At 57.1% G+C, this 25,437-nt stretch carries 26 protein-coding genes; 10 read left to right on the top strand and 16 right to left on the bottom strand.

All coding sequences use genetic code 11. The features are described from left to right. Positions 1 to 122 precede the first annotated feature (122 nt). The 4 genes from ABD806_RS03840 to ABD806_RS03855 all read right to left on the bottom strand — a co-directional run bounded on the left by ABD806_RS03840 (position 123) and on the right by ABD806_RS03855 (position 6,916). Positions 123 to 1,004, bottom strand: a complete 882-nt coding sequence (locus ABD806_RS03840) for an AEC family transporter (RefSeq protein ID WP_344954884.1) — start codon at positions 1,002 to 1,004, stop codon at positions 123 to 125. An 81-nt stretch (positions 1,005 to 1,085) separates the two neighbouring features. After that, on the bottom strand, positions 1,086 to 2,417 hold the full coding sequence (locus ABD806_RS03845; RefSeq protein WP_344954886.1) for a mechanosensitive ion channel family protein: 1,332 nt from the start codon (positions 2,415 to 2,417) through the stop codon (positions 1,086 to 1,088). A gap of 245 nt (positions 2,418 to 2,662) precedes the next feature. Beyond that, on the bottom strand, positions 2,663 to 3,913 hold the full coding sequence (locus ABD806_RS03850) for a D-amino acid dehydrogenase (protein ID WP_344954888.1): 1,251 nt from the start codon (positions 3,911 to 3,913) through the stop codon (positions 2,663 to 2,665). Positions 3,914 to 4,153: 240 nt separating this feature from the next. Then, positions 4,154 to 6,916, bottom strand: a complete 2,763-nt coding sequence (locus ABD806_RS03855) for a hybrid sensor histidine kinase/response regulator (protein ID WP_344954890.1) — start codon at positions 6,914 to 6,916, stop codon at positions 4,154 to 4,156. 191 nt (positions 6,917 to 7,107) lie between these two features. Between ABD806_RS03855 and ABD806_RS03860 the strand changes: the two genes are divergently transcribed. After that, positions 7,108 to 8,475: an SLC13 family permease gene (locus tag ABD806_RS03860; protein WP_344954892.1), complete on the top strand. Its 1,368-nt coding sequence runs from the start codon at positions 7,108 to 7,110 to the stop codon at positions 8,473 to 8,475. 66 nt (positions 8,476 to 8,541) lie between these two features. Here the strand turns inward: ABD806_RS03860 and ABD806_RS03865 are convergent, their stop codons facing one another. Further along, entirely contained in the window at positions 8,542 to 8,754 is a 213-nt protein-coding gene (locus ABD806_RS03865; RefSeq protein ID WP_344954894.1) for a DUF1127 domain-containing protein, read from the bottom strand. 304 nt (positions 8,755 to 9,058) lie between these two features. On the opposite strand from ABD806_RS03865, the gene ABD806_RS03870 reads away from it, so the two are divergent. The 4 genes from ABD806_RS03870 (at position 9,059) to ABD806_RS03885 (ending at position 12,931) form a co-directional block, all read left to right on the top strand. Further along, positions 9,059 to 10,537 (top strand): sodium-dependent transporter, encoded by a 1,479-nt coding sequence (locus ABD806_RS03870; protein WP_344954896.1) that lies wholly within the window; start codon positions 9,059 to 9,061, stop codon positions 10,535 to 10,537. After that, positions 10,534 to 10,638: a MetS family NSS transporter small subunit gene (locus ABD806_RS03875; protein ID WP_344954898.1), complete on the top strand. Its 105-nt coding sequence runs from the start codon at positions 10,534 to 10,536 to the stop codon at positions 10,636 to 10,638. Before ABD806_RS03870 ends, ABD806_RS03875 begins: the two co-directional genes overlap by 4 nt. A gap of 123 nt (positions 10,639 to 10,761) precedes the next feature. Continuing rightward, complete coding sequence (locus ABD806_RS03880) at positions 10,762 to 11,658, top strand: DNA replication terminus site-binding protein (RefSeq protein ID WP_344954900.1); 897 nt, start codon at positions 10,762 to 10,764, stop codon at positions 11,656 to 11,658. Positions 11,659 to 11,734: 76 nt separating this feature from the next. Next, on the top strand, positions 11,735 to 12,931 hold the full coding sequence (locus ABD806_RS03885; RefSeq protein WP_344954902.1) for a Bcr/CflA family multidrug efflux MFS transporter: 1,197 nt from the start codon (positions 11,735 to 11,737) through the stop codon (positions 12,929 to 12,931). Position 12,932: 1 nt separating this feature from the next. On the opposite strand, the gene ABD806_RS03890 is transcribed toward ABD806_RS03885, so the two are convergent. Further along, complete coding sequence (locus tag ABD806_RS03890) at positions 12,933 to 13,841, bottom strand: LysR substrate-binding domain-containing protein (RefSeq protein ID WP_344954904.1); 909 nt, start codon at positions 13,839 to 13,841, stop codon at positions 12,933 to 12,935. A gap of 169 nt (positions 13,842 to 14,010) precedes the next feature. Between ABD806_RS03890 and ABD806_RS03895 the strand changes: the two genes are divergently transcribed. Continuing rightward, positions 14,011 to 14,940, top strand: coding sequence for a DMT family transporter (locus ABD806_RS03895; protein WP_344954906.1), 930 nt, complete (start codon positions 14,011 to 14,013; stop codon positions 14,938 to 14,940). Continuing rightward, entirely contained in the window at positions 14,940 to 16,028 is a 1,089-nt protein-coding gene (locus tag ABD806_RS03900) for an NADH:flavin oxidoreductase/NADH oxidase (RefSeq protein WP_344954908.1), read from the top strand. The genes ABD806_RS03895 and ABD806_RS03900 overlap by 1 nt, the downstream gene beginning before the upstream one ends. 100 nt (positions 16,029 to 16,128) lie before the next feature. Here ABD806_RS03900 and ABD806_RS03905 read toward each other — a convergent pair whose 3' ends face one another. The 3 genes from ABD806_RS03905 to ABD806_RS03915 all read right to left on the bottom strand — a co-directional run bounded on the left by ABD806_RS03905 (position 16,129) and on the right by ABD806_RS03915 (position 19,133). Further along, positions 16,129 to 17,319, bottom strand: coding sequence for an amino acid aminotransferase (locus ABD806_RS03905; protein ID WP_344954910.1), 1,191 nt, complete (start codon positions 17,317 to 17,319; stop codon positions 16,129 to 16,131). A gap of 150 nt (positions 17,320 to 17,469) precedes the next feature. Beyond that, positions 17,470 to 18,600 carry a mechanosensitive ion channel family protein gene (locus tag ABD806_RS03910; RefSeq protein WP_344954912.1) on the bottom strand — a complete coding sequence of 377 codons (1,131 nt, stop codon included), beginning with the start codon at positions 18,598 to 18,600 and terminating at the stop codon, positions 17,470 to 17,472. A gap of 167 nt (positions 18,601 to 18,767) precedes the next feature. Further along, positions 18,768 to 19,133 carry a SpoIIAA family protein gene (locus tag ABD806_RS03915; protein WP_344954914.1) on the bottom strand — a complete coding sequence of 122 codons (366 nt, stop codon included), beginning with the start codon at positions 19,131 to 19,133 and terminating at the stop codon, positions 18,768 to 18,770. A 430-nt stretch (positions 19,134 to 19,563) separates the two neighbouring features. Between ABD806_RS03915 and ABD806_RS03920 the strand changes: the two genes are divergently transcribed. After that, positions 19,564 to 20,043, top strand: a complete 480-nt coding sequence (locus ABD806_RS03920) for a hypothetical protein (protein WP_344954916.1) — start codon at positions 19,564 to 19,566, stop codon at positions 20,041 to 20,043. Positions 20,044 to 20,124: 81 nt separating this feature from the next. On the opposite strand, the gene ABD806_RS03925 is transcribed toward ABD806_RS03920, so the two are convergent. Next, a complete protein-coding gene (locus ABD806_RS03925) occupies positions 20,125 to 20,580 on the bottom strand; it encodes a helix-turn-helix domain-containing protein (protein WP_344954918.1) in 456 nt (151 codons plus the stop codon). Positions 20,581 to 20,655: 75 nt separating this feature from the next. Between ABD806_RS03925 and ABD806_RS03930 the strand changes: the two genes are divergently transcribed. Both ABD806_RS03930 and ABD806_RS03935 read left to right on the top strand, forming a co-directional pair. Continuing rightward, positions 20,656 to 21,147, top strand: coding sequence for a DUF2938 domain-containing protein (locus ABD806_RS03930; protein ID WP_344954920.1), 492 nt, complete (start codon positions 20,656 to 20,658; stop codon positions 21,145 to 21,147). Between the two features lie 57 nt (positions 21,148 to 21,204). Then, positions 21,205 to 21,429 (top strand): DUF2798 domain-containing protein, encoded by a 225-nt coding sequence (locus ABD806_RS03935; protein WP_344954922.1) that lies wholly within the window; start codon positions 21,205 to 21,207, stop codon positions 21,427 to 21,429. Between the two features lie 124 nt (positions 21,430 to 21,553). Here the strand turns inward: ABD806_RS03935 and ABD806_RS03940 are convergent, their stop codons facing one another. The 6 genes from ABD806_RS03940 to ABD806_RS03965 all read right to left on the bottom strand — a co-directional run bounded on the left by ABD806_RS03940 (position 21,554) and on the right by ABD806_RS03965 (position 25,421). After that, on the bottom strand, positions 21,554 to 21,952 hold the full coding sequence (locus ABD806_RS03940; protein ID WP_344954924.1) for a GFA family protein: 399 nt from the start codon (positions 21,950 to 21,952) through the stop codon (positions 21,554 to 21,556). 174 nt (positions 21,953 to 22,126) lie between these two features. Beyond that, positions 22,127 to 22,606, bottom strand: a complete 480-nt coding sequence (locus ABD806_RS03945) for a VOC family protein (RefSeq protein ID WP_344954926.1) — start codon at positions 22,604 to 22,606, stop codon at positions 22,127 to 22,129. A 101-nt stretch (positions 22,607 to 22,707) separates the two neighbouring features. Continuing rightward, positions 22,708 to 23,376 (bottom strand): dihydrofolate reductase family protein, encoded by a 669-nt coding sequence (locus ABD806_RS03950; protein WP_344954928.1) that lies wholly within the window; start codon positions 23,374 to 23,376, stop codon positions 22,708 to 22,710. A 105-nt stretch (positions 23,377 to 23,481) separates the two neighbouring features. Continuing rightward, positions 23,482 to 23,919, bottom strand: coding sequence for a DUF1801 domain-containing protein (locus ABD806_RS03955; protein WP_344954930.1), 438 nt, complete (start codon positions 23,917 to 23,919; stop codon positions 23,482 to 23,484). A gap of 92 nt (positions 23,920 to 24,011) precedes the next feature. Then, on the bottom strand, positions 24,012 to 24,803 hold the full coding sequence (locus ABD806_RS03960) for a hypothetical protein (RefSeq protein ID WP_344954932.1): 792 nt from the start codon (positions 24,801 to 24,803) through the stop codon (positions 24,012 to 24,014). A gap of 15 nt (positions 24,804 to 24,818) precedes the next feature. Further along, positions 24,819 to 25,421, bottom strand: coding sequence for an N-acetylmuramoyl-L-alanine amidase (locus ABD806_RS03965; RefSeq protein ID WP_344954934.1), 603 nt, complete (start codon positions 25,419 to 25,421; stop codon positions 24,819 to 24,821). Between the last annotated feature and the right edge of the window lie 16 nt (positions 25,422 to 25,437).

Genomic DNA, 25,437 nt, shown 5'->3' on the forward strand with positions numbered 1-25,437 from the left:
TAAACAGATAAAAATGTTTTATAAACAAACAGTAAAGGCTATTTAATGTACCAACTCTCCGGCCGTCGCCGGAGCACAGCCATCGCTGCCTTCATCCTCTCGTTATTTTTCACCCAGAACGCTTAGATAAAGGTCAGGGTAAGATAGACCACCAGGGGAATGGTAAACACCGACATGGCATTGCCCAGCAGGACGATACTGGCCATCTTGTCGGGCTGGCAGCGGAACTGCTCGCATAACAGGTAATTCAGCACCGCCGGCGGCAACATCACCGACAACGCCAGCAGACGCAGCCAGTCGTCGGTCAAGGGCAGCAGCCAGGCCACCAGCAGCAGGCTCGCCGCCCCCACCAGCAGGTAACTAATGTTCACCCTGAAGGCCAGCCCCAGGTTGCCCATCTCTCCCTCGGACAGACGCACCCCTAGGGCAAACAACATCAAGGGCACCGCCATCTGGCCCAGCAGTTCGGCCGAGGTAGTGATAAAACCGGGCAGCAGGGAGGGATGATCCGCCAGTCCCATGCCCAGCGCCGCCGCCCAGATAGTGGGGTTTTTCAGCCACTGCCAATGGCCCGCCTCCCGGGAAAGGATGAACAACCCGAGGGAAAAATGAACCAGGTTGGAAAGCACGAACAGTATCACTATGGCACCCAGTTGCTCGGCACCATAGGCCAGCATCATCAGGGGAATGCCGATATTGCCGGTGTTCCTGAACATGCCGGCCAGGACCTGGGTCCGCCGCTCCAGCCCTTCGAAGGAAAACAGGGTCAGCAGCAGTCCGGGCAACAGGATAATCAGCAGGCCGGCCACCATCAAGGGCCAGCTGCCGGCCAGCGTGACGGGGTTTTTGAGCAGGGCGGAAAATACCAGGGCCGGACAAAAGACGGCGACATTGGCGAGGTTAACAAACCCCATGTCGGCATGGGCCTGGCGACGGCCAAACACAAAGCCCACCACCACCACGGCAAACACGGGCACCACAATATTAAGCAAGGTCAGTAACATAAGGCTGGCTGGCAAAAAAGAGGCAGTATGGCCTGCCCGGCACAGGCTGTAAATATCGTACCTTGGCCTGTGCCGCTCTGCTTACGGCTCTTTCGGCGTCGTCGGGGCCACCTCGGCCGGGGGCGGCGGCACCGCCTTGATATGCAGATCCCGCTGGGGATAGGGAATGGTGATACCGGCCTGCTTGAAGGCGTGCCAGATGGCCAGGTTGATCTGGGAGCGGATATTGCCGACACCAGCTTCCGGATCCCGGATCCAGATCCGCAACTCCAAATCGATACCGCTTTCACCAAAACCGCGCAGCTGGACCGTGGACTCGGGGTAAGCGAGGACCCGGGGCGAATTCTGGATGCATTCCAGCATCAGCGCCATGGCCTGTTCCGGATCATCCTCGTAGCTTATCTGTACCGGAATACTGACCCGCACATAGGGATCGGTATAGCTCCAGTTAATCACCTCCGAGGTGATCAGGTTTTCATTGGGGATCAACGTCTCCACCCCATCCCGGCTCTTGACCACCACATAACGGGCGCGCAGCTCCTCGACCCGGCCAAACTGGCCAGATACGGTGATCACATCGCCGGGCTTGATGGATCTGTCCAGCACCAGGATAAAGCCGCTGATGAAATTACTGGCGATGCGCTGCAGACCAAAACCGATCCCTACCCCCAGGGCACCGCCGAACACCGCCAGGGCGGTGAGATCTATGCCCACCGCGTCGATGGCAAGCAACAATGCCAGGGTGATCAGGAAAAACTTGCTGAACTTGGCGAAGGCGACCTGCATCGACGGCGCCATATAGGCCGATAACTTCATCCGCCGTTCCAACAACCCGGATATCCAGAAAGCCAGGGTCAGCAGCATGGCGACCAATACCACCAGCTTGATGGTCGACAGCAGGGAGATACGGGTCCTGCCCATGTCGAAGGCCACCGCATCCAGGGTTTCGGTGACCACCGGCAACCAGCCCAGCAGGTGTAAAGCCACCACCAACCAGATGCCGGTAGACACTATATTCTCCCAGGCCATCAGCATGGGGGTGGGCGGAAATCCCTTGCGCAGCAGGTAGACGAGGATACGGATCAGCACCAGGGAAAGCAGCAGGGGCACGGCTATGCTGATCAGCATCACCGGCAATGACAGCATCAGCAGGGCTGCCTTGCCGAGCAGCACCCACAGCAGCATGGACAGGGGGAACACCACCTTCTGTACGGTCCGGCGGGTGACATGACGCAGGCCCGAGCCCGGTGCGCCGTCATCCAGATGCAACAGCCGGCTGGCGAGGCGGTTGACCATCAAGGCGCCCAGCGCCGCCAGCAACAGGACGATCAGCTGATAAAGGACGGTTGCGGAAAGGATCTGTTCAAACCAGTGAGGCAGGCGTTCAAACAGCAGGGTGAGTATCTCTTCCATGATAACTCCATGTCAGGGTGTGCCCCCTTGCCATTCGTTAACGAACGGCAAGGGGGCACACCTATTATCACTCAACTCTATCCCATTGCCCGGCCCACTGCCAGACGCCATCGAAGCCGCGGGCGTATCAGCCCCATGGGCGAGCAGCGCATACCCGCACCCGTCATGGCGGTCTCTCCCGCCGCAAAAAATCCCCGCGGGCGCGGGGATGTTGGGAAGGCTCGCGATAAACGGCGCCGAATGGCTCAGTAGCGGCTGATTGACAGTCCCTGCGGATCTATGTCCGGCTGCCTGCCGCTGATCAAGTCCGCGATCAACTTGCCGGACCCCGGACCCATGGTCCAACCCAAGGTACCGTGGCCGGTGTTCAGCCAGAGGTTCTTGAGACGGGTGCCGCCGATAATGGGGGTGCCGTCGGGCGTCATGGGACGGAAACCGGTCCAGAAGCTGGCCTCTTCGATCTTGCCGCCCTCGGGAAACAGGCTCCTGACGGAATGGGCAATGGTCTCACGCCGGGCCTCGGGCAGGTCGCTGTTGAAATCGGCCAGCTCGGCGGTACCGGCGGCACGGATCCGCGTGTCGAAACGGGTAATCGCCACCTTGAAGGTTTCATCCATCACGGTGGACTGGGGAGCATCCGCATCTTCCTTTACGTCTATGGTCAGGGAATAGCCCTTGACCGGGTAGATCGGCAGGCGGATCCCGAGGGAATTGAGCAGGAAGGGAGAATAGCTGCCCAGGCAGACCAGCACCTGATCGGCGGTTTCCAGCCCCTTGTCGGTCTGCACCCCGCTGATCCGCTCGCCATCGCGCACCAGGCCCTTGATCTCGGTGTTGAACTTGAAGGTGACGCCCTGTTCGATACATTTCTTCACCAACGCCTTGGTAAAGAGGTTGCAGTCACCGGTTTGATCCTCGGAGAAATGCAGGCCACCCACCAGCTGGTCTTTTACCCGGGCCAGGGCCGGCTCACGGGCGATACACTCCTCCACATTGAGCATGGCATGAGGCACCTTGAAGTCCTGCAGCACCTTGATGTCCTTGGCGGCATCATCCACCTGCTTCTGGGTGCGGAATACCTGTAACAGGCCTTTCTTACGGCCTTCAAACGGCAGCTTCAGTTCATCCTGCAGGGCGTTGACACACTGCCGGCTGTAGTCGGATACCCGCACCATACGGGATTTATTGACGCTATAGGATTTTTCGTTGCAGTTAGCCAGCATCGACAGCATAAACTGCCATTGCATCGGGTTCAGGCTCGGGCGGACCTTGAGCGGGGCGTGCTCCTGAAATATCCACTTGATGGCTTTGGCCGGGATACCGGGGCCGGCCCAGGGGGATGACATGCCAAACGACAGCTGTCCGGCATTGGCAAAGCTGGTCTCTTCGGCCGCTTCAGGCTGTCGATCCAGCACCACTACCTCATGACCCTGCTGAGCCAAATACCAGGCACTGGTAACACCGACGACTCCACTACCCAAGACCAAAACTTTCATAACACTTCCCTACAAAGATGCGGACATGACGACAATATCATCTAAAAGAAGGGATAAATCCAGAGTAAAAAAACAGTCAAACCGGCCCCTGTCAGGCCATGCTGGGCGCTGGCCCTGACGGCGCTGTATGTTCCGCTGAAGCGATAATATTTAATAGATAAATATTTCAGTAACTTTTACATTATAAGAACTATATACCGCATTAATGAAAATTGTGATTGAGTTGGCAAAGTGAGAAAATCATTCTCCAACAGACTGTGCTGGCCAGGATAAATGGCTCAGGACATGAGCGGCCTGCTCCCGGGTTTTGGCGAAAACGCGGGTCAGTTCATCCATTTTCTCCGGCGACGGGGTTCCCCCTTGTTGTCCTTCAGCCTCCAGCTCGCCCGCCAGCGCGGCCAGCGGCTCGGCATAAATATTGGCAGCGACTGCGGCCAGCCGCCGCAGCACCTTGTTCGCCTCCAGGTCGTCCCCATTGGCCAACGCCGCCTGCAATTGCCACACATCATCCTGATGCTCCTCGATAAACAGCCTGAGTAATAAGGTAAATGCCCGGCTGTCCCGTTCGAACCGGCTGCGGGCCTGGTCCAGGGCCAGATAGCCGCTCTCCCCGTCCTGGACACCGCTATCCCGAGCCCTGCTGTTATCGGATCCCGGAGCCCCCCTTTGCTCATGGCCCAGGCCGACCTGAAGCAGCGCCTGATACAACTCGATGCGATTGACCGGCTTGGTGACATAGCCGTTCATGCCTGCCTCCAGGCAGGTTTCCCTGTCGCCGCGCATGGCGCTGGCGGTGAGGGCGATAATGGGGATCTGGTGGTTAACCCTGAGCTTGCGGATTTGGCGGGTCGCCTGAAGGCCATCGAGGATCGGCATCTGCAAATCCATTAGAATGGCATCGAAGGTATTTTTCGACACCATGTCTATTGCCTGCTGGCCATGATTGGCCAGGGTCACCGTCACCCCGACTTTCGCCAGAAACTCGACGATCAATTGCTGATTGACCCTGTTGTCTTCTGCCAGCAAGAGATGACAGCCCATCAACCGCTTGCGGTAAAACCAGGTGTCATCTGCGTTGGCAGATGATGGCGCCATGGCCTCGGGCTGGGGGTTGAGCACCTTGGACAGGCAGGCCAGCAAACTTTTTTCGGTAATCGGTTTAGACAGGAAATGGCGGATACCCAGGCTATCCATCTGCCCCGAGGGCCGCTCCCGGCCAAAGGCACTGGTGATCACGATATCAAGCCCTGCCAGATGGTGCTGCCGGGTAATGAAGCCGGCCAGATCCAGGCCATTATCCTGGCCCAGCCGGCAATCAATCAGCGCCAGCCGTAACTCGGCCCCCCGCTGCTGGATAATCTCCTTGGCAGAAACCGCATCCCTCGCCGTATAGAGGATAAAGCCGGCATCCCGGATGATGCGGCCCATGAGCTCCAGCACCAGTTCATTATCATCCACCAGTAATATTTTTTGACCGGGAATAAAATCAGGCCTGTGCTCTTCATGGGGGCTGACGGCGGCCCGCCGCAAGGGCAATACCACCTTAAAGGTCGACCCCAGTCCCGGCTGACTCTGTACCGATATGCTGCCCTGCATCAACTGGATCAGATGCCGGCTGATGTTGAGTCCCAAACCACTGCCGCCGTACTTGCGGGTGGTGCTGGCATCCAGCTGGGTAAAGGGCTTGAACAGGCTGGCCAGCTTTTCGGGCATGATGCCGATACCCGTGTCCTTTACTTCAAAGCACAATCGTTGTTCATCCCCGGGGCAGAGATAAATCGCCAGTACCACTTCTCCCCGCTCGGTAAACTTGACCGCATTGCTGACCAGGTTGGCTAATATCTGACCTAACCGTAAGGGATCCCCCTGTAGCTGATCGGGTACATCCGGCGCCTTGTTGATGATCACTTCCAGCTGCTTTTGCTCCGACATATCGGCAAACAGACCGGACAAAGTATCCAGCTGCTGGTTCAGATCGAAGGCTATGTCTTCCAGCTCCAGCTTGCCCGACTCCACCTTGGTCAGATCGAGGATATCGTTGATCAGCAACAGCAGGGTATCGGAGGAGGTGCGGATTTTTTTGATATATTCCGCTTGCTGGGCATTAAGGGCCGTTTGCTGCACCAGGGAGCCAAAACCGATAATCGCATTCATCGGCGTGCGGATCTCGTGGCTCATATTGGCCAGAAAGTCGGTTTTCGCCCGCGCCAGGGCCATTGATGCCTGATTGGATTGCTTTAACTGTTTATTGCGCACATGCAACAACGCCATTCCGGCGCTGAAGATCACCCCCAGCATCAGCGCCAGGATCAGCAGCAGCCGCTCCTTGGCGCCATTAAGCTCTTCTTCCCAGCGCTTTTTCCACTGCAACAGCCCGGTGACATCGTCATCCCCCAGTTGCCGGCGCAACCCTATGATACGCCGCAGGCTCTGACGATACAGCCGGTGCCCATACAGCATCTCGGTCAGTTGCTCATCGGCCCCAGCTGCCAGGGATTGGGCGACATTGGCCAAATGGTCGACAAAGGCCGGTTGGAAGGCATACAGATAGAGTTCACTGAGTTCCGACAAACGCTCAATGCCGGCTAATTGCTCCGGGCTGACCGTCTCCAGCATGCCGAGCTGCTGATGAAACTCCTTCAGGGCATAACGAAGGCGCAGCTCCTCCTCCTGCAACTGGCTCAGTCCCGACAGATAGTTTTGCAACTCGGCCATCACCGGCCGTAGATCCGGCTCCTGGTGCTCCCAGCCCTTAAGATAGTCGTTGAAATGACCCAGGCTCAGCGAGAGGCTTTGGATCTTGCCCTCCAGCCGGACATCATTCTCGGCATCCAGCATGATGATTTCATGATGCACATGATGCAGATCATCGACCAGGGGACCGGCCCTGCTCGCCAATTCACGATAGTCCCGATACTGTCGCTCCAGCAACAGGCTATAGAGGCTTAGACCCAGCACTAACAGCAGGGCCGTAAGCATGGTAATTCGGATAAACGTTGGCATGTCGGGGCTCTAAATTCAGGCTGGCGGCAAATCCATCATGATAATCGACCAGGCGGGGTAACTTAAGACAAAGTGCTCACGCAAGACCGGTATCCGTCATAAAACGGACAAGACAAGTACAAAACCCTGCCTTTGGCCTATTATGAGACCATGTTCTTTCATTCAATAATAACAAGATACAGAGCGTAAACATGCCCACAGTCCCCCCTCAAAAAACATCCAGGATCGGCATCAAGGGCTGGATATTACTCGCCGATATCTGTTTATTCGCCACCCTGCTGGTTGTCCTGCCTTTTGAGCCCGATGTCAATAAAGGCTTGAGCCTGCTGATCTTTATTGCCGTATTATGGCTGACCGAAGCGATACATATCACCATTACCGCGCTGATGGTCCCCCTGCTGGCGGCGGTGTTGGGCATATTGACCACGGGGGCCGCCCTCGGCAACTTTGCCAACCCCATCATCTTTTTATTCCTGGGGGGCTTTGCCCTGGCCGCCGCCATGCACAGCCAGGGGCTGGATAAGTTGATCGCCAACCGCATCCTGCAGCTGGCCAACGGCCGCTTAAGCATCGCCGTGTTGCTGATGTTTCTGACCACCGCCTTCCTCTCCATGTGGATCAGCAATACCGCCACCGCCGCCATGATGCTGCCGCTGGCCCTGGGATTGCTCAGCTGCCTGGATCAGCATCAACACAGGGCCACCTATGTGTTTGTCCTGCTCGGCATCGCCTACAGCGCCAGCATCGGCGGGATCGCCACCCTGGTCGGCAGCCCGCCCAATGCCATCGCCGCCGCCGAGGTGGGCCTGAGCTTCAGTGACTGGATGGCACTGGGTCTGCCCATTACCCTGCTCCTGCTGCCGGTGGCCATCGTCATCCTGTATCTGCTGTTTCGTCCCCGGCTCAATCAACGCGTCGAATTACAGCAGGAAGAAATGCGTTGGACCGGTAAGCGAAAAATCACCCTCGCCATCTTTGCCCTGACCGTGGCCTTATGGATTTTCTCCAGCCCGGTGTCTGCCGCCCTGGGAGGGCTGAGCGCCTTCGATACCCTGGTCGCCCTGCTCGCCATCGTCTTGATCGGCCTGAGCCGGGTGGCCGAATGGCAACACATCGCAAAACATACCGACTGGGGCGTCCTGCTGTTGTTCGGTGGCGGCCTGACCCTGAGCAGCGTGTTGCGTGACACCGGCACCAGCCTGTTTCTTGCCAATTACCTGGCGGAGCTGCTGGCAGACGCCAGCCCCTTCGTGATCCTGCTGGCCATCACCGCCTTCGTAGTGTTCCTCACCGAGTTGGCATCCAATACCGCCAGCGCCGCCCTGCTGGTCCCGGTATTCGCGGCGGTGGCGGAAAGCCTGGGGCTGACGCCCGTGATGGTGGCCTCCGTCATCGCGGTGGCGGCGTCCTGCGCTTTTATGCTGCCGGTGGCCACGCCCCCCAATGCCATCGTCTTCGGCAGTGGCTTGATCCGCCAGGGCCAGATGATGAAGGCCGGCTTTGTCCTTAACCTGGCCTGTATCGGCATACTGGCCGGCTACTTTTATATTTTTGGCTAAACGCCGTCGTAATAAAAAAGCCGCTGTTAAACAGCGGCTTTTTTATTGGCGCATCCTTGCGGTGTATTACCTTTGCCAGAACGGCTTGCTGATTTCCCGATAGCGGTCTGATTCGTTCAAACCGATGTCTTTCAACAGATAGGTGGGCAATTCCGCCAGTTCACGACGGCTGCGGCTGCGCTGCAGCCAGCTGTTCATTCTGGCAAGGACACCGGCTTTGCCCTGCTGCCGGCGAGATGTTTGAGTAAAAGCAACTGATTGCTGAAGAGTCTGGTTCATGATGCGCCTCCGGTAGATTTCAAGCCAAGAATACTGCCGGTATTACCCCCCATCAAGCTACCTTTCTTGTGTATAAAAATCAGTTTTTCTAATGCAAAAAACAAGCACAACTCTCATTATCTTATTGTAAAAAATGAAGTTAATTAAACAAACAACAATAAACTATTCATTAACATTACATAAAAACTAATAAGTGAATTACCATTCATTTTTGCTGACAAACCATTCTCTCCCTGACTTTTTTCTCTTCCCCGCTATCGGCTACGCTATTGTTAAATATAATCATCTCGCCCAAGGGGTCATTATGAGTCGTGAACAATGGGGTTCCCGCACCGGCTTTATTCTGGCCGCCGTGGGGTCGGCCGTGGGGCTGGGTAATATCTGGCGCTTTCCTTACGTAACTTATGAAAATGGCGGCGGGGCTTTCTTCATCCCCTACCTGTTCGCCATGCTGACCGCCGGCATCCCCTTTATGATTCTGGAGTTTACCCTAGGCCATAAATACCGCTCCGGTGCCCCTAAAACACTGGCCAGCCTGAATCGCCGCTTCGAGTGGCTGGGTTGGTTTCAGGTGATGATCTCGGCCGTTATCGCCTGCTATTACGTGGTGGTGATCGCCTGGGCCATTTCCTATTGCTATTTCGCCTTCAGCCAATCCTGGGGGGACGACAGCAACAGCTTCTTCTTCGGCACCTTCCTGGGACTGACCAGCGATAACGCCCCCTCCCGCCTGGGCGACCTGCGCTGGAACCTGCTGTTGCCCCTGAGCATTGCCTGGGCGGCTACCTATGTCGCCACTTACCGGGGGGTGCAGGGCGGCATCGAAAAAATCAACAAAATACTCATGCCCCTGCTGTTTTTGCTGGTGCTTTACCTGATTGCCCGCATCGCCTTCCTGCCCGGTGCCCTCGATGGCATCAACTGGATGTTCGCCCCCGACTTCAGCAAGATCTGGGATCCCAAGGTGTGGTCTGCCGCCTATGGCCAGATTTTTTTCACCCTGAGTGTCGGCTTTGCCATCATGCTGTCTTACGCCAGCTTCTTGCCGGAAAAATCCGATATCAACAACAACGCCTTTATGACGGTATTGATGAACTGTGGCTTCTCCATGCTGGCCGGTATCATGGTGTTCGGCGCCCTCGGCTATATGGCCCATGCCCAGGGCACGGCACTGACGGAGGTGGTCAGCTCCGGCGTCGGCCTGGCGTTTGTCACCCTGCCGACCGCCATCAACCTGTTGCCGGCGCCGGGCATCATGGGGCCCCTGTTCTTCCTGGCCCTGGTGTTTGCCGGCGTCAGCTCCCATATTTCGATAGCCCAGGCGGTCATTACCGGGTTGATGGACAAACTGGGCTGGAACCGCCATCAAGCTTCGACCCTGTTCTGTACCCTGGGCTTCCTGATCAGCCTGTTATTTATCACCCAGGGGGGACTGCTGCTGCTGGACCTGGTCGATTACTTTATCAACAATGTTGCCCTGCTGGGCGCCTGCCTGCTGGAATTGCTGCTGGCCGGCTGGCTGTGCCGGCTGACCGACTTCCAGCGTCATGCCAACCGGCTATCGGAATTCAGGGTCGGCAACTGGTGGCTGTTCTGCATCCGCTTTGTGTCGGTGGGCATCTTGCTGATATTGCTGTTCAACAATATTCTGGGCGCCTTCCGCGAGAATTACGGCGGTTATGCTAATCATGAAATTTATTTCATCGGCTGGGGCATGATCGGCATCATGCTGATCCTCGCCCTGTCGATCAACGCAGCCAGCAGGCAGGAGTCACGCTTATGAGCACGGGTGCCATCATCATGATGATCATCGGCTTGGGGTTGACCTGGGGTGGTGCCGCTGTATGCCTGGGTATCGCGCTCAAGAGCAGGAAGGGTAAATAGCCCTGGCCGATCCCGTGATGATCCGGGATTGGCACTCATTTTCGTCCCTTTCCGCCGATCCCCTTGCCCGCCTTTTCCTTCATTGCTACATTGACAGTCAACCTAAGTATGTTGGCATAAAATATGTTTACTCTCGCCGCCCGCCTGCGCGCCACCCTGGAACAGCTGGAAACCAGCCTCAACGACCTGACCCGGCTGCTCGGCCAAGACCCATCCCAGATCCTGCAGGCCGCCTGCTATCCCCTGCCCGATGTGCCGGCCGGCAAGGAGCATGAGCCCATCGAGCAGATCAGCGTTTCGCGCCTGATCGGCGAATCCGCCCTGGCCACCGCCTTGCAGTCCTACCGCCAGTGGCACATGCGTGCCGACTGCTCGAGCAAGGCCAGTTTCCGGCTGCCCGGTTATCTGGTGTTACCCACCGACGCCCGGCCGGCGCTGGTCCCCCTGGTAGAGCAGATCAACCAGCTCAAGCAACAGTTTCGCAGCCAGGTACAGGAAGCCGAAGGCCGGGACCAAAAATTCACCCTGGTGCACGACACCTTTCCCGGGCTGATCACTCTGCAGGTCTATCGCCAGCTGGTGCTGCTGCCCCGTCCGGCCTCCCGCCTGGGCTTTACCTGGGCCAACAAGCAGATCATCCGCAAAATAGACAAGGACGAGCTGGTCCGCCAGCTCAATGCCGCCAAGGCCACACCGCCGGCACTGACCGACGCCCTCACCTGGCAGCAATGCATCGATCGGGAGATTTACGATGTGAAGCGGCTGCCCGCCGGGGTGGAATTAAGGCTGCGACGCCCGGTCAAGACCCATCCCATGGTCAATGTACGCTGGGCCGAAGAGGTAAGCCCGCGTCAGCAACAGGTAAAGGCCCACCTGCCGCTCTTGCTGTGCCAGGACACGCCGCCGGCCGTCACCCCGCTGGGCGATTACCCGCCGGCCAAGACCCGTCAACGCCGGCCGCAGCGTATCGCCGATGAGCCGCTGATCCCCCGGCTGCATATTTATCCCTATTATCCCTAAGCAGCCGAAACTCCTTTTGCCTGATCCTCATTACCATGGTTAAATCAGTTACAATTGATACTTTTGGAACAGATCCATGGGCCTTCCCCTCTCACTGTTGTTACTGCTGGCCAGCCTGGCCGGCCTGACTCCCCTGGCCATCGATATGTATCTGCCGAGTCTGCCTACCATAGCGCGGGATCTGGGCGTGCCTATTTCCCAGGCCCAGTTGACCATCAGTGTGTTCCTGGCGGGGTTCGCCCTGGGACAGCTGTTTTACGGGCCGCTGGCCGACAGCGTGGGCCGCAAACCGGTGATGCTGTTGGGCACCACGATCTTCAGCCTGGCCAGCCTGGGCTGCGCCTTTGCCGACAGCATAGAAACCCTGATGGCCTTTCGCCTGCTGCAGGCGGTGGGCGGAGCGGCCAGCTCCGTGGTGCTCAATGCCCTGCTGCGGGACATGTTCGAGCGGGATCAATTCGCCCGGGTGATGTCGCTGGTGATACTGGTGATGACACTGGCGCCCCTGCTTGCGCCCCTGATAGGCGGCTACCTGATGCTGGTGGCCCACTGGCACAGTATTTTTATTTTGTTGGCGATAATAGGGGTGCTGGTCAGCATGGCTCTGGCCATCAAGATCCCCGAAACCATGAAGCCCGAACACCGCCAGCCCTTTCACCTGCTGCCCATTTTGCGCAATTACGGCAAGGTGCTGCAGCACAGGGCGGCGCTGGGTTACATACTGTGCGGCGCCCTGACCACCGCCTCCATGTTCGCCTTTATCTCCGGTTCGCCCCTGGTCTATATCGAGGTTTTCGGCGTGCCTCCCCAGCATTACGGCTTGCTGTTCGGCCTGAATATTGTGCTGATGATGATATTGACCTTCGGCAACAGCCGCCTGGTCAGGCATTTGGGCAGCGATCGCCTGCTGCAGCTCGGCCTGACCGTCTCGGCCCTGGCCAGCAGCTTGCTGATGGTCAACGCCGTCGGCCAGTTCGGCGGCCTGTGGGGCATAGTGGTACCTGTGATGATCACCATAGCGCAAATCAGCCTGGTCGGTGCCAATGCCATGGCCGGCCTGCTCAGCCACTTTCCCCAGGCCGCCGGCACCGCGTCGGCCCTGGCCGGGACCCTGCGCTTCGGCCTGGGGGCGGTGGCCGCCTTCGCGGTCAATAGCAGCGCCCTGCTCTCTCCCCTGCCGATGACCAGCGTGATGGCCATCTGCACCATACTGGCGCTGCTCAGCTACTGGTTGCTGGTACGCCCTTCCCTGCTCAGGGTGGCGGAAGCCTGATTCAGGTAGTTGCGCGCATACCCGATTTAGCAAACTGGTCCAACAGCCAGTCTTTCAGGGTGCCGGCCGACCGGCTGAGGGGCTGGCGCCTGGGGTGGACCAGGTAGTAGCTCTTATCCAGGGGCAGAGACAACCCAAACGGCTCGATCAACTCCCCTCGCTCCAGCTCTTCCTGCACCAGGAGGTGGTTGCTCAGCACCACGCCCTGGCCACGCTTGGCCGCATCGATCGCCAGCAGGGTCTGGTCGAAGTACAGCGCCGGTATCCGCTTGCTTACTGCTGGGGCAAGGGTAGTAAAGCGGCTCAGCCAGTCATCCCAGAACGGGTAAGGCGTGGCCACGATCAAGGTTACCCCACTGAGCCGGTCCGGATGCTGCAATGCCATGGCATCACCATAGGCGGGAGCACAAAACAACCGGACTTCGTCGTCGAAAACCTCCTGTACCTCCAGCGACGGGTCTCGCCCGTCGAAATGCCGTATCGCCAGATCCACCGCTTCCCGCTGAAAATCAACCGGATGATTGGAGGCATTGATATGGACTTCGATGTCGGGATGGCGGCTGACGAAATCCCCCAGCCGGGGGCCCAGCCATTTGGCCGCCAGGGTTTGCGACAACGACAGGGACACCCGATCCGGGGAGGTTTCCCGGCAGGCTTCACTGGCGGCGCTTATCTGTTCCAGCGCCGGCGCGATACGGCTGAAATAGCTCATGCCACGTTCGGTCACCTGCAGCTGGCGCACCTGCCGCACAAACAGCGGATACCCCAGCCAATGCTCCAGCTTTTGCACCTGTTGCGAGACCGCACCCGGGGTGAGATGCAACTCTTCGGCGGCCTGCTTGAAACTGGCGTGACGGACCGCCGCCTCGAAGGCCACCAGGGCCCGCAGCGGCGGCATGGGCTTATGCATCAGTGATCTCCCGCAAGCAAGCATTGCAACCGGACTGGAAACGCCATTCTCTCATCCCTCATGAAATAGATTATCTATTTTATATGGCAGATTAAATCGTTTGTCGCGCCAACTCAAATGGCCAGAATGAAACGATATCGAACCGGGATTAAGAGATAGGGTGCACGACATGAAATATCTGCCTGTTATGGCTTTTCTGGCCCTGGGGGTGATCTGGGGCAGCAACTTCGTATATATGAAGCTGGCGGCCGAGCTGATCTCGCCTGCCCAGATCGTGCTGCTGAGGGTGGCCTCCGGACTCTTGCCCATTGCCCTCTACGCCTACTTCAAGGGGGGATTGAAACTGGCCCACCTGAAACATAGCAGGCACTTTTTGGTCATGTCGCTGCTGGCCACCGTGATCTATTACTATGGTTTCGCCAAGGGAAGCTCCCTGTTGCCCTCCGGCGTGGCCGGCGCCCTCAGCGGCACTATCCCCGTTTTTGCCCTGTTGATGGGCATGCTCCTGCTTTCCGGGGAACCGGTTTCCATCAAGCGGGTGCTGGGTCTGGTGGCGGGGTTTTCCGGGATACTCCTGATTGCCCGCCCCTTCTCGGATGATGTGGCCGCCACCAATCTCGAAGGCGTCGTCTATATGATCTCGGGCTCGTTAAGCGTGGGCGCCTCCTTCATCTATGCCAGGAAATACATAGTGCCGCTAAACATATCCAGCGCGGCGCTGACCACTTACCAGCTCGGATTGAGCCTGCTCATCCTGTGCATCATCACCGACTACAACGGTATCGCAAACATCAATGATGACCTGCATGCGATGGCCGGCGTACTCCTGGGTCTGGGCCTGCTGGGCACGGGTCTGGCCTGCCTTATCTACTACTACCTCATCGACCAATGGGGTGCCGTTTCCGCGTCGTCGGTGACCTACATTCCTCCCCTGGTCGCGCTCCTGATCGGCTCGACCCTGATGGGGGAAGATATCGGCGCGATTGAATACCTGGCGACGGGCCTGATATTTGCCGCAGTCCTGCTTATCAACCAGAAGACCCGCAACACAGTGGCCGAGCCCATGCCCGGCAAGCGACTCGTACCGGAGGATTTATAATGTCCCAGCTATTTTCTGCCTTAAAGATAAAAGACGTCACCTTCAAAAACCGCATCGGGGTTTCTGCCATGTGCCAGTACAGCTCGCTCGAGGGCGTTGCGACCGATTGGCACCTGGTTCATCTCGGCTCCCGGGCCGTGGGCGGTGCCGGCCTGATCATGTCCGAAGCCACCGCGGTCACCCCGGAGGGGCGCATCACCCCGGGCTGTGCCGGTATCTGGAACGATGCGCAGGCAGAGGCGTTGCTCCCGATCACCCGTTTTATCGAGCAACAGGGGGCGGTGCCCGGCATTCAGATAGCCCATGCCGGCCGCAAGGGCAGCGCCGCCAGACCCTGGGAGGGCGGGCATCACCTGCACAATGACGAAGGGGGTTACGACATCATAGCGCCTGGTAATGAGCCGTTCGACAGCGACGGCATCCGGCTCTGGAAAACACCACGCATGATGACGGTCGCCGATATCGAACAGACCCAGCACGCCTTCGTCGCCGCCGCCGAACGGTCCTTGCAGGCAGGCTACAAACTGCTGGAGATCCATGCGGCCCATGGTTATCTGCTGCACAGCTTCTTCACGCCGCTGGCCAATCGCCGCCAGGATGAATACGGGGGCAGCCTTGAAAACCGGGCGCGGATGCTGCTGGAAACCACGAAAAAAATCCGGGATGTCTGGCCGGAACGGCTGCCGCTGGCGGTCCGGCTTTCCGCCGCCGACTGGGATGAACAGGGGTTAACCGTGCAAGACAATATTCAAATGGCGAAATGGCTCAAGGAGCTCGGCGTCGACATTATCGACTGCAGCGCGGGAGGAGCCAGCCCGGCTTCAAGAAGCTCGCTGGGCAGCAGGAACGCCGATCAGATAGGGCTGGCCGCCGACATCCGGGAAGGGGCGGATATCAAGACGATGGCGGTCGGTACTGTGACCGAAGCGAAGCAGGCGGAACGGATCATCGCCGGGGGTCAGGCCGATCTGGTGCTGCTCGGCCGTGAAATGTTGCGTGATCCCTACTGGCCCTTCCATGCGGCCCGGGCCCTGGGCGTGGATACCAAAACCGTTATGCCGGTGCAAAATGCGTTTTTTGTCGGCTAACAATGGCTGAAAACATAAAAAAGGGCCGGTTGTCTTGGCAACCGGCCCTTTTCAGGTAAGCCCACGATGCGGGGCGTTGTTATCGGCTCAAAGGCACCGTTTAGATAACGGCGGCGATGGCGTTACACAGGGCGTCGATGTTGGCCTTGGTGATGCCGGCCACGCTGATGCGGCCGGAGCCGACGATATAGATGCCGAACTCGTCCTTCAGGCGGGCCACCTGCTCTTTGCTCAGTCCAGAGAAAGAGAACATGCCGTTCTGGCGGGCGATAAAGCTGAAGTCCTGATCCACGCCCAGGGCGCTCAGCTTCTCGACGAACAGGGTACGCATCTCCTGGATGCGATCGCGCATCTCGGCCAGCTCCGCCAGCCAATCCTGGTACAGGGCCTCGTCTTCGGCAACCATGGCCACCACGGCGGCACCGTGGGACGGCGGGTTGGAGTAGTTGGCACGGATGATGCCTTTGATCTGGCTGAAGGCGGTGTCGGCCACGGCGGCGTCGGTGGCCACCAGGGTAAAGGCACCCACCCGCTCATTGTACAGGCCGAAGTTCTTGGAGAAGGAACTGGCAATCAGCAGCTCGCTGTTATGCTCGGCAAACACCCGCAGGCCCTGGGCGTCTTCTTCTACGCCCCGGGCGAAGCCCTGGTAGGCGAAGTCGAACAGCGGCAGCCAGCCCTTTTCGGCGGACAACCGGGCCAGCTGAGCCCACTGTTCGGCGGTGGGATCGATGCCGGTCGGGTTATGGCAGCAGCCGTGCAGCAGCACCACATCACCGGCCTTGGCCTGGCTCAGATCGGCGAGCATGGCGTCAAAGTCCAGATCCTTGGTGGCGGCATCGTAATAGCCGTATTCTTTGACTTCCAGGCCGGCGGTGGTGAACACCTTCTGGTGGTTGGCCCAGGTCGGGTTGGAAACCCAGATGGTGTTGGTGTCGAGCTGACGGGCGATAAACTCACCGGCGATGCGCAGCGCGCCGGTACCGCCGGGCGCCTGGGCGGTGCGGGCACGGTTGGCGCCGATCACGGCGGAGTCGGCCCCGAACAGCAGTTTTTGCACCACGCGGCCGTAGGCCTCGGTGCCTTCTATGCTGAGGTAGTTCTTGGTGGTCTGCTCCTGCACCAGGCGGGCTTCTGCTTTTTTCACGCAGCGCAGCACCGGGGTCTGGCCTGCTTCATCTTTATAGATGCCCACGCCCAGGTTGATTTTGTCGGTACGGGGATCTTTGCGGAAAGCATCGGTCAGGCCCAGGATAGGGTCGGCCGGTGCAGCTGTGACCTTCTCAAACATAGCGTTTTTAATTCCTTGTAATGAAGTAAGGGGCATTCGAAATCGCTCACGCGAACGAGCCCCTAGTTATAACATTTGCCCGACCATTAAAAAATGGCTTTATGCAACGGCTCGGGGATAAGCACCAGGCAAAGGCAAAACCTGGCCCCTTCACTGGTTTTGCCTGCCGAGCCAGGGCTCCAGGCCCTTGGCCTCGTCGATAAACAGCTGCAGATGGGGAAAGGGCATTTCGATGCCCGCCTCGTCCAGGCCCTGCTTGATGGTTTCGAGCAGTTCGCAGGAAATTCGGCCCTTCACCTCCACGTCTTCCGCCCGCACCCACACCTGGGCGCTGAGGTTCAGCGACGAGTCGGCCAGCTCGCGCAGCTGGATCCGGGGTTGCATGCGCTCGTCGTTGATCACCTTGGGGTGGGCGGTCAGCAGCGGCATGATCACCTGCCGCGCGTGTGCCACCGATTCCTTGTAGGCGATACCCAACGGAATGCGAATGCGGGTGGGGCCTTCGGCACTGAAATTGATGATGTCTGAGGTGGCCACGCTGTCGTTGGGGATCATGGTGAAAACATTGTCCCGGGTGCGCAGCCAGGTGGTGCGAAAGGCGATGCGGATCACCTTGCCCTCCTCCCCGTGAATGCGCACCCAGTCGCCGATGCGGAAGGGCCGCTCGATAAGCAGGGTGATACCGGCAATGAAGTTGGACAGGGTGGACTGGGCGGCAAAGCCCACGGCGATACCCACTATGCCCAGGCCGGCGATGATGGAGAGCACATCGAAGCCGAACTGGGCCAGCACGGTGATGGCCCCCAGGGCCACGATCGATACCGACAGGGTATTCTTGCACAGCTGCACCAGCGAGGAGTCGAGATGATGGCGTGACAGGCGGGCGATGAGCCCTCGGGACAACAGCAGCCAGAGCACATAAAAGGCCAGCGCCATCAGGCCGGCACGGGCGCTGCCCTTGAGCACGCCCTCCTCCGCGCCGTACTGGGCCAGGATGGCGATGAGGGTGGCCAGCCCCAGCAGATAGCGCAACACTGTGCGTGCCGAACGATAGGGCCCGCCACCATAGCCCCGCCGCCCCAGCACCAGCTTCAGCAGGCCGGCCAGCAGCCAGTACAGGACCCCGAACAGCAGCACTATCATCACAGTGACCAGCAGCTGGCCCAGGACAACGACGGCCAGCTCCTGCCAGTTGAATCCGCTCAGCCCCAGGGCATCACCGGTGTCTTGCAAACTCTGGTAAAACTGCCGCCACAGCAGCGCAATGCCGGAATCTTCCATCTTGGCGTCCTTGTGCATGACCGAGGCAAGGGGTTCCCCCCCGGGCCTGCCGATTTCCCGAAACTATAGCATCTGCCGGGGCGTCAACGACCCGCGGGGGACAGGCCCGCCATGAGCATCACCCATTTGGATCCTTCCCTCTTGACGGGGGCGGCTCCCGGCCCGATCTAGCTGGCGAGCCAGGCTTCCGCTTCCGAGATCCTGTCTGGCGGGAATGCCTTTATCTCGAGCCCCGGGATCAAGGCCCCTTCCAGCTTACTGGCGGTCCGAACCCAGTCTTGCTCGGCAACGACGGCTACCTTGTCAAATCGCCTGATCATCCTGAATAATTCCGGAATGCGGGAAAGCTCCACGCCAATGGCGCCCAGGGTGGGCCAGTCGAAATCACCGATACGGTACAGCATCTTGCCGTTGTTTATGTCCCCGGTTTTTTCCACCAGGGCGTCCAGCGCGGCCTTCATGTCATCGCTGTTGAGCTTGCCGCTGAATTCAATATCCAGCCGGTTCGCCCCCTTTACCACTATGTTGAACATGCTTCCTCCTGGCTATTGACCGGTTGCAGGCACCATGCTGCAGCGCGGCATCTATTCATGCTGAGACAGGTTGAACCGGGCCTGTGCCCCGGTTGGCTGTTGGGCCCTGCCCCTGAATATGCGAACATATTGGTCAAAATTTAATCAATCCGCATACCAACCAGTATACTTGGATAGAGAACGACTCTGTCCGCAAGGACGCATATTGATAGAAAGGAGTGACAGAAACAGTTGTGATCTCAGGTGTGTTAACCCTGACGTCGTTGCCTTGTGCTCCCGCAAGCAGGCACAATCCAGCGATTTGAGTGCTTGGTTGATGTGTTGATGATTAATCCAGGCAAGGAGTTTCTTCATGAATACCTTCAAGAAACTTTCACTGGCCCTATGCGTCAGCGCTCTACTTATCCCTGCCTCCACGCAGGCCCAGAGTATGCAAACCCAGAACATCGGGCCGAGTAAAGGCGACCGGGAATTCTCGCTGTCCGGTACCGGCACCAGCGACAAGGATTTCGACAACAGCAGTTTTGGCATATCCGCCGATCTCGGCTGGTATTTAACTGACAGAACGGTAGCAGGGGTGCGCCAGAGCGTTTCCTACGCCGATATCCAGGGCGAAGACCTCTCCGATGATTTCTGGAACGGCAGTACCCGCGGCTATATCGACTATCACTTCGGCAGCCGGGCGGCGCGTCCCTTCGTGGGTGCCTCACTGGGTGCCATCTATGGTAACGGCGTGGAAGAAACCGGCACCGCAGGTCTGGAGGCCGGCTTGAAATACTACGTGCTCCCCTCCACCTATATCCTGGGGCGCGCCGAATACCAGTTCCTGTTTGACAGTGGCAGCAGCGCCAACGACAACTTTGACGACGGTGCCTGGGCCTACGTGTTCGGTATCGGCTTCAACTTCTAATTGCCCTGCCAACATTGACCAGCCTCTCACGAGGCTGGTTTTTTCTTACATTTCTACCAATCCGGTTGCTTGACGGGGTAATTACCCTGTCCGGCGCAACGTTTTGTTAGGGCGCCGCTTTCGTGGCAACCTCTTCTTGCCGCCATCACCAATAGCCCCCGATGCGGCCAACCCCAACAGGCGCCGGAACTTTGGGCATTCCATATGGCTCGGCGCGGAGCATACCGCCGCGTGCCGAAGTCCATCTCGCATCGCCATCAATTTTTGAATGGTTCGATCGAGCTCCTCCGCCTTGCTCGCCAGTAACTGCCGGTCGATCTGAGGGTGTCCGTCTGCCCCCAACATGCCGGCGATTTCGTCCAGTGAAAAACCCGCCGCACGGCCTAGCGCGATCAAAGCCAGCCGCTCTAACACATTGGCGGTGAACAATCGGCGCAGCCCCCTCCTGCCAACGGAGGTGATTAACCCCTTGTCTTCGTAGAAGCGCAGCGTTGAGGCAGGAACGCCGGAACGTTTAGCGACTTCGGTAATATCCATACACCCCTTGACCTCAAGTTGACTTTAAGTTGTACGCTAGCACTGCACCTGAATAAAGACAATTTGGAGAACATCATGAACACCCTGATATTCACATTCATCATCGGGATAGGCGCCACTGCAGCAATGGACCTGTGGGGAGTCGTGCGTCAACCTCTGCTCGGCGTCGCCCCCCCCAACTATGGGCTGGTGGGCCGCTGGTTCGCCCACATGGCACGCGGGCGATTTCGCCATGAATCCATCGCGGCATCTGCTCCGATGCGCGGCGAACACCTTATAGGCTGGACAGCCCATTACCTGATAGGCATCGCTTTCGCCGCCTTGCTGATCAGCATCTGGGGGGGCGAGTGGCTGCGGCAGCCAACGATGGGCCCTGCTATTGCTGTAGGCATGGGCACCGTCGTGGCGCCCTTCTTAATAATGCAGCCGGGCATGGGGGCCGGCATTGCCGCCTCCCGAACACCACGCCCCGCATCCGCCCGAGTGCAGAGCCTCATCACCCACGCGGTTTTTGGTCTCGGGCTCTATGCAACAGGCTGGGTTATGCACTTCTTTTACTCGTCATGAATGAAAGCCAACCGAAAACAATGCTCTCATTCTGCAAACTAAACATAGGAGAACAGCATGCGTATTCCTGCTCGTTTTGCACCCGTTGTTTTTAGCGCCTTGCTCTCGGCCATTATGGTCTGCATCGTCTCGGCCTTCGTCCTTATCGTCTCACAGGGTATCCACTCCGGATTCCCGGCACAGTGGCTCAGAAGCTGTTTAACGACATGGCCGATTGCCTTTCCAACCGTCGCCATCGTGGCTCCATGGGTACGGCGGCTGGTCGGCCGAATAACCGTTTAATGTCGGGTAGCTGCGCCAGACTGCCTGGCATCAAGGCCGTTGGACACCCAACTCGGGGGCATAAGCTCGCGTGATAGCCGCGAGCTTATGAGCTCCGGTTCATTCTGGCTTTGTTTTGTGATTTTTATGCGCCAAATTTTTCAAATACTTGTTGCTCGGTAAGATGCTCTGTTTGATTAGCAAAGTCGTAACAGTCTGGCTTTTTATCTATGAATATTTGTTGCTTAAACCGGAATCCGCTCTCTGACTGAAACAGCCCCAGCGGAACTATATATTCATTTGAGTGCTTCAAATGATAATACAAATGAGTTCCACAATTTACACAAAACCCCCTGTCCGCCCACTCCGATGAAGCATAAGACTTAATGGATTCACTGCCGGTGATGACAACATCCGCACCACAATGCACCGCCAACAGAGGACCTCCCCCCCATCGGCGACAGATGCCACAATGACAAGCCTCGAACTCTTTAGCGTCATTCGCTTCAATAGTGACAGACTCACAGAGACATGTTCCTTTCATAAAATATCCTATTCGTTGATGACGGAATTAACTTCCCCTGTCGCGCATGCTTCCGGCGCTTGTACGCCGGCGTATTCCACCTCGATGTTGTTGGATCGCGGTGTCACTAACACGGGATAGCAACCGTCCGACGCAACCGGTTGTTATCCCGCGGCCTACATCTCGATGAATCGTTCAATGTGGTCCGTTTGCCGCCCGCTCAATCTCGGCGATGTCAATCTTCACCATCTTCATCATCGCTTCCTGCGCCCGTCTCGCGCACTCCCTGTCGCTATCGTTGAGTAATTCGATCATGCGGGTCGGAACGATCTGCCAAGAGAGACCCCAGCGATCCTTGAGCCATCCGCAGGCGACTTCTGCCCCTCCGTCGGCAAGCGCAGACCAGAGTCGATCTACTTCTGGCTGGTCCTCGCAGTGGATCTGGAACGACACGGCCTCGGTGAAGGGAAACTGAGGGCCGCCATTCAGTCCCATATATTTCGCCCCGGCCAATGTGAATTCGACAGTCAACACCATGCCGGCGGGGCCGCTCGGTGTGTCGGCCGGCGATCTCAATACGCGATCGATTCGTGAATTGGGAAGTAACGAAACATAGAACCGCGCCGCCTCTTCGGCGTCGCCGTCAAACCACAGGCAGGGAACGATTTTTTGCATGAGAGTTCTCCAGAATTAAGCGGGATAGCACCTGAATTAAGCCCCGCCACGAGAGCGCCGACTTACATGAATGGTTAGCCCGCACCGATGCCTGCTTCACATCATCGCCGCTCATTCGCCATCTTTTTGCGTCGGGCCAACTCCTTCTCACTCGGCTCGGCACTCGCAAACGAACCCGCGCGGATATCGCCACCGGGTACATAGGTACTCATCACAACGCCAGTGGTCGAGACCTGGGAGCGAACGAGCCGCAGCGCGCATGGCCTGGCCGTCTCGCCAAAGAGGCGCTTGCCCCGCCCAAGCACCACTGGAAAAGTCCACAGGTTGTACTCGTCTATCAGCGATGCGGCCTGCAGGGTTTGAATCAAATTGCCGCTGCCTATCACCTGCAGATCGGGGCCCGGTTGGGCCTTGAGCGCGATGATTGCCGAGGCTACATCGCCATGGAGCAGGGTCGAGTTGTTCCAGTGGAGCCTCGTCAAAGTGCGCGAAGCAACATACTTTTTTGCGGCATTGAGCCTCCTCGCCATCGGATCCTCATCGGGCTGGTATGGCCAGTGCGCTTCGAATATCTCATAGGTCCTACGACCGAGCAGCAGCTCTCGATCCTTGCCGTCGAAACCGGATGTCGAAAGATCCATGGCCTCGTCCCAGTAGTTGAACATCCAGCCGCCAAGGGTAAAACCGCCGGTCGGGTCTTCTTCCGGACCGCCGGGCGCTTGCATGATGCCGTCAAGCGACGCAAACGCAGATACGATGAGCCTTCTCATGGGCACACTCCTGTGGTTTGTAAGAGGCCGGTCTTGCTCATGTGCGCCGTTTAACTTGTAATCCACAGCAGAGCAAGGTGTTTTCCCGTGCCTTTGCCTGTACGACTACCTTGCCTTTGTTTTTCCAGATGTGTTGAGGGCGAGCGCTGCACGGATGAGGGCTTTGAACGCGCCCGCATCGACCTCCTCCCCTTCATGGATATCAATCGCGCGCCGTTGTTTGCCTTCGAGACTGGAGTTGAAGAGCTTGGCGGGGTCAGGCAGCGAGGCCCCCTTGGCAAACGTCAGCTTCACTTTCGACTGGTACGATTCGCCTGTGCAGATGATCCCGGCGTGCGACCACACAGGCACCCCTGCCGGGTTACTGGGCTTAAACCATTTGCACTCCTCAACGACATCCGGAGCCGCCTCTTTTATGAGATCACGTATCCGGCTCAATGCCTCACCGCGCCAGCCTCCGAGGTCAGCGATTTTCTTATCGATCTGCTCAGCCGCTGATTGGCTTGCTGCCGAACCGGAATGTCTCATGTCCTTATTCTCCATGTGAGGGCTAACCCTAACTATAGAAAGTGTCTGTTGTTCGTGGGTCACTCGATAACCCAACGCTGCCAGCAGAGGCGCAGCTTTGCTGCGTCCTATTGGTTGGCCTTGTTAGCACTATCTAGAATTTGAACTCTGTGTGTTTTTGGCAAAGGGATGCTCATAATTTTAAGGTTGAGAGATTCAATTAATACCTCGTTGTCGTCTACTTCATCTATAAACCTCAAAACATCTTTTAGGGGAAAAAAGGTTGCCACTACTACCCTGTCCATGTCTTTATTATCTACTTTGTTGTGCCATTTTCCCGATATTTTAGCGCCATAGCCCTTTGCATCAGCTTTCTTTTCAGCTTCTTCAAAAAGAGTAGCTGTAAGTACAAAGTCTGTATACTGAACAATTAAACCGTAGTTGGCGATCTCACCTGATGGTATGGAATCAAGCTTAGTCTTGAGGCTAGTAAAATCTATGTCGCTTCTTTTTGCTTTAGTAACAGAGTTTTTTATAAGTATCACCTCGGCTTTCTTTTTATCTGTTAATGAACCAGATATAAAGCTTAAATAACTGGCAGAAGCGGCTAGATTCTTCTCTACAAGTTTTTGTTCCCATAGTTCGGTTTTTATATCTATCTTCGGTTCAGCATCTGATTTGAGATAAGTTTGCCATTGAACTTGTCCAGTAGAAGTATTCACAACTGACCCAAGAACAAAGGTAGGATCTGAATCTACAAAGCTCTTAGCAATCTCTAGCTCATTATTCTCACTTATCACTCCCCTTAATTTTTCTGCCGTCGGCACATCTGGAATATCGCCAGTTTTTACTGACGTTGAAGCGCATGCCGCGTTTGACATACAAATTAATATTAGAGCAGTAAATTTTAGCAATTTCATAGGTTCCTCCTTAATTTATGAATTTTCGATTGATTGAATATATCGCACTATAGCTCGCTCATGAAAATCAACGATCTTTGTTCGCCCCCATGGAGTGAGCAGTATATTTCGACATTCAAATTCATTATCCATGAAGAAGTTTTCAGTCAGCAAAGCTGGCATTTTCGTATGGCGTACCACATAGAAGTTTTTATCTTTATCGTAGTCACCATCGCGTAAATCTGCCCTTAGTGGGCTATCCGGGAACTCATTCATGAACTCCTCAGCAAAGAAGTTGGCAATTCGGTCACTTTCGGTAGTACCTTCAGACGTAAATACTTCAAACCCTGAACCTCCACCTGCATTTGAATGGATGCTCAAATATATACAATTTTGACTCGCGTATTTATTTGCTCGTTTAACACGAGTTGCAAGGGTGATATCTCTTTGTTCAGGACATATCAAAACGTATGGCATTGACCTAAGAGACAATCTTTCTGCTAGGCTGTTGACAATCCAACGGTTGAATTCCCCTTCAAATAATTGACTTCCATCATCCCAAATAGGAGAGCGTTTTCCCGCTGTTTGATATTCACCATTGATTATTCCTCCATGGCCTGCATCCAATAAAATTAACATCGAAAAGCTCCTTTTC

Source organism: Zobellella aerophila, assembly GCF_039539325.1.
In the GTDB taxonomy this organism is placed as follows: domain Bacteria; phylum Pseudomonadota; class Gammaproteobacteria; order Enterobacterales; family Aeromonadaceae; genus Oceanimonas; species Oceanimonas aerophila.

Bases quoted from the DNA above. Each gene is read 5' to 3' on its own strand.
- ABD806_RS03840 (WP_344954884.1), bottom strand. From the start codon at position 1,004: ATGTTACTGACCTTGCTTAATATTGTGGTGCCCGTGTTTGCCGTGGTG.
- ABD806_RS03845 (WP_344954886.1), bottom strand. From the start codon at position 2,417: ATGGAAGAGATACTCACCCTGCTGTTTGAACGCCTGCCTCACTGGTTT.
- ABD806_RS03850 (WP_344954888.1), bottom strand. From the start codon at position 3,913: ATGAAAGTTTTGGTCTTGGGTAGTGGAGTCGTCGGTGTTACCAGTGCC.
- ABD806_RS03855 (WP_344954890.1), bottom strand. From the start codon at position 6,916: ATGCCAACGTTTATCCGAATTACCATGCTTACGGCCCTGCTGTTAGTG.
- ABD806_RS03860 (WP_344954892.1), top strand. From the start codon at position 7,108: ATGCCCACAGTCCCCCCTCAAAAAACATCCAGGATCGGCATCAAGGGC.
- ABD806_RS03865 (WP_344954894.1), bottom strand. From the start codon at position 8,754: ATGAACCAGACTCTTCAGCAATCAGTTGCTTTTACTCAAACATCTCGC.
- ABD806_RS03870 (WP_344954896.1), top strand. From the start codon at position 9,059: ATGAGTCGTGAACAATGGGGTTCCCGCACCGGCTTTATTCTGGCCGCC.
- ABD806_RS03875 (WP_344954898.1), top strand. From the start codon at position 10,534: ATGAGCACGGGTGCCATCATCATGATGATCATCGGCTTGGGGTTGACC.
- ABD806_RS03880 (WP_344954900.1), top strand. From the start codon at position 10,762: ATGTTTACTCTCGCCGCCCGCCTGCGCGCCACCCTGGAACAGCTGGAA.
- ABD806_RS03885 (WP_344954902.1), top strand. From the start codon at position 11,735: ATGGGCCTTCCCCTCTCACTGTTGTTACTGCTGGCCAGCCTGGCCGGC.
- ABD806_RS03890 (WP_344954904.1), bottom strand. From the start codon at position 13,841: ATGCATAAGCCCATGCCGCCGCTGCGGGCCCTGGTGGCCTTCGAGGCG.
- ABD806_RS03895 (WP_344954906.1), top strand. From the start codon at position 14,011: ATGAAATATCTGCCTGTTATGGCTTTTCTGGCCCTGGGGGTGATCTGG.
- ABD806_RS03900 (WP_344954908.1), top strand. From the start codon at position 14,940: ATGTCCCAGCTATTTTCTGCCTTAAAGATAAAAGACGTCACCTTCAAA.
- ABD806_RS03905 (WP_344954910.1), bottom strand. From the start codon at position 17,319: ATGTTTGAGAAGGTCACAGCTGCACCGGCCGACCCTATCCTGGGCCTG.
- ABD806_RS03910 (WP_344954912.1), bottom strand. From the start codon at position 18,600: ATGGAAGATTCCGGCATTGCGCTGCTGTGGCGGCAGTTTTACCAGAGT.
- ABD806_RS03915 (WP_344954914.1), bottom strand. From the start codon at position 19,133: ATGTTCAACATAGTGGTAAAGGGGGCGAACCGGCTGGATATTGAATTC.
- ABD806_RS03920 (WP_344954916.1), top strand. From the start codon at position 19,564: ATGCAAACCCAGAACATCGGGCCGAGTAAAGGCGACCGGGAATTCTCG.
- ABD806_RS03925 (WP_344954918.1), bottom strand. From the start codon at position 20,580: ATGGATATTACCGAAGTCGCTAAACGTTCCGGCGTTCCTGCCTCAACG.
- ABD806_RS03930 (WP_344954920.1), top strand. From the start codon at position 20,656: ATGAACACCCTGATATTCACATTCATCATCGGGATAGGCGCCACTGCA.
- ABD806_RS03935 (WP_344954922.1), top strand. From the start codon at position 21,205: ATGCGTATTCCTGCTCGTTTTGCACCCGTTGTTTTTAGCGCCTTGCTC.
- ABD806_RS03940 (WP_344954924.1), bottom strand. From the start codon at position 21,952: ATGAAAGGAACATGTCTCTGTGAGTCTGTCACTATTGAAGCGAATGAC.
- ABD806_RS03945 (WP_344954926.1), bottom strand. From the start codon at position 22,606: ATGCAAAAAATCGTTCCCTGCCTGTGGTTTGACGGCGACGCCGAAGAG.
- ABD806_RS03950 (WP_344954928.1), bottom strand. From the start codon at position 23,376: ATGAGAAGGCTCATCGTATCTGCGTTTGCGTCGCTTGACGGCATCATG.
- ABD806_RS03955 (WP_344954930.1), bottom strand. From the start codon at position 23,919: ATGGAGAATAAGGACATGAGACATTCCGGTTCGGCAGCAAGCCAATCA.
- ABD806_RS03960 (WP_344954932.1), bottom strand. From the start codon at position 24,803: ATGAAATTGCTAAAATTTACTGCTCTAATATTAATTTGTATGTCAAAC.
- ABD806_RS03965 (WP_344954934.1), bottom strand. From the start codon at position 25,421: ATGTTAATTTTATTGGATGCAGGCCATGGAGGAATAATCAATGGTGAA.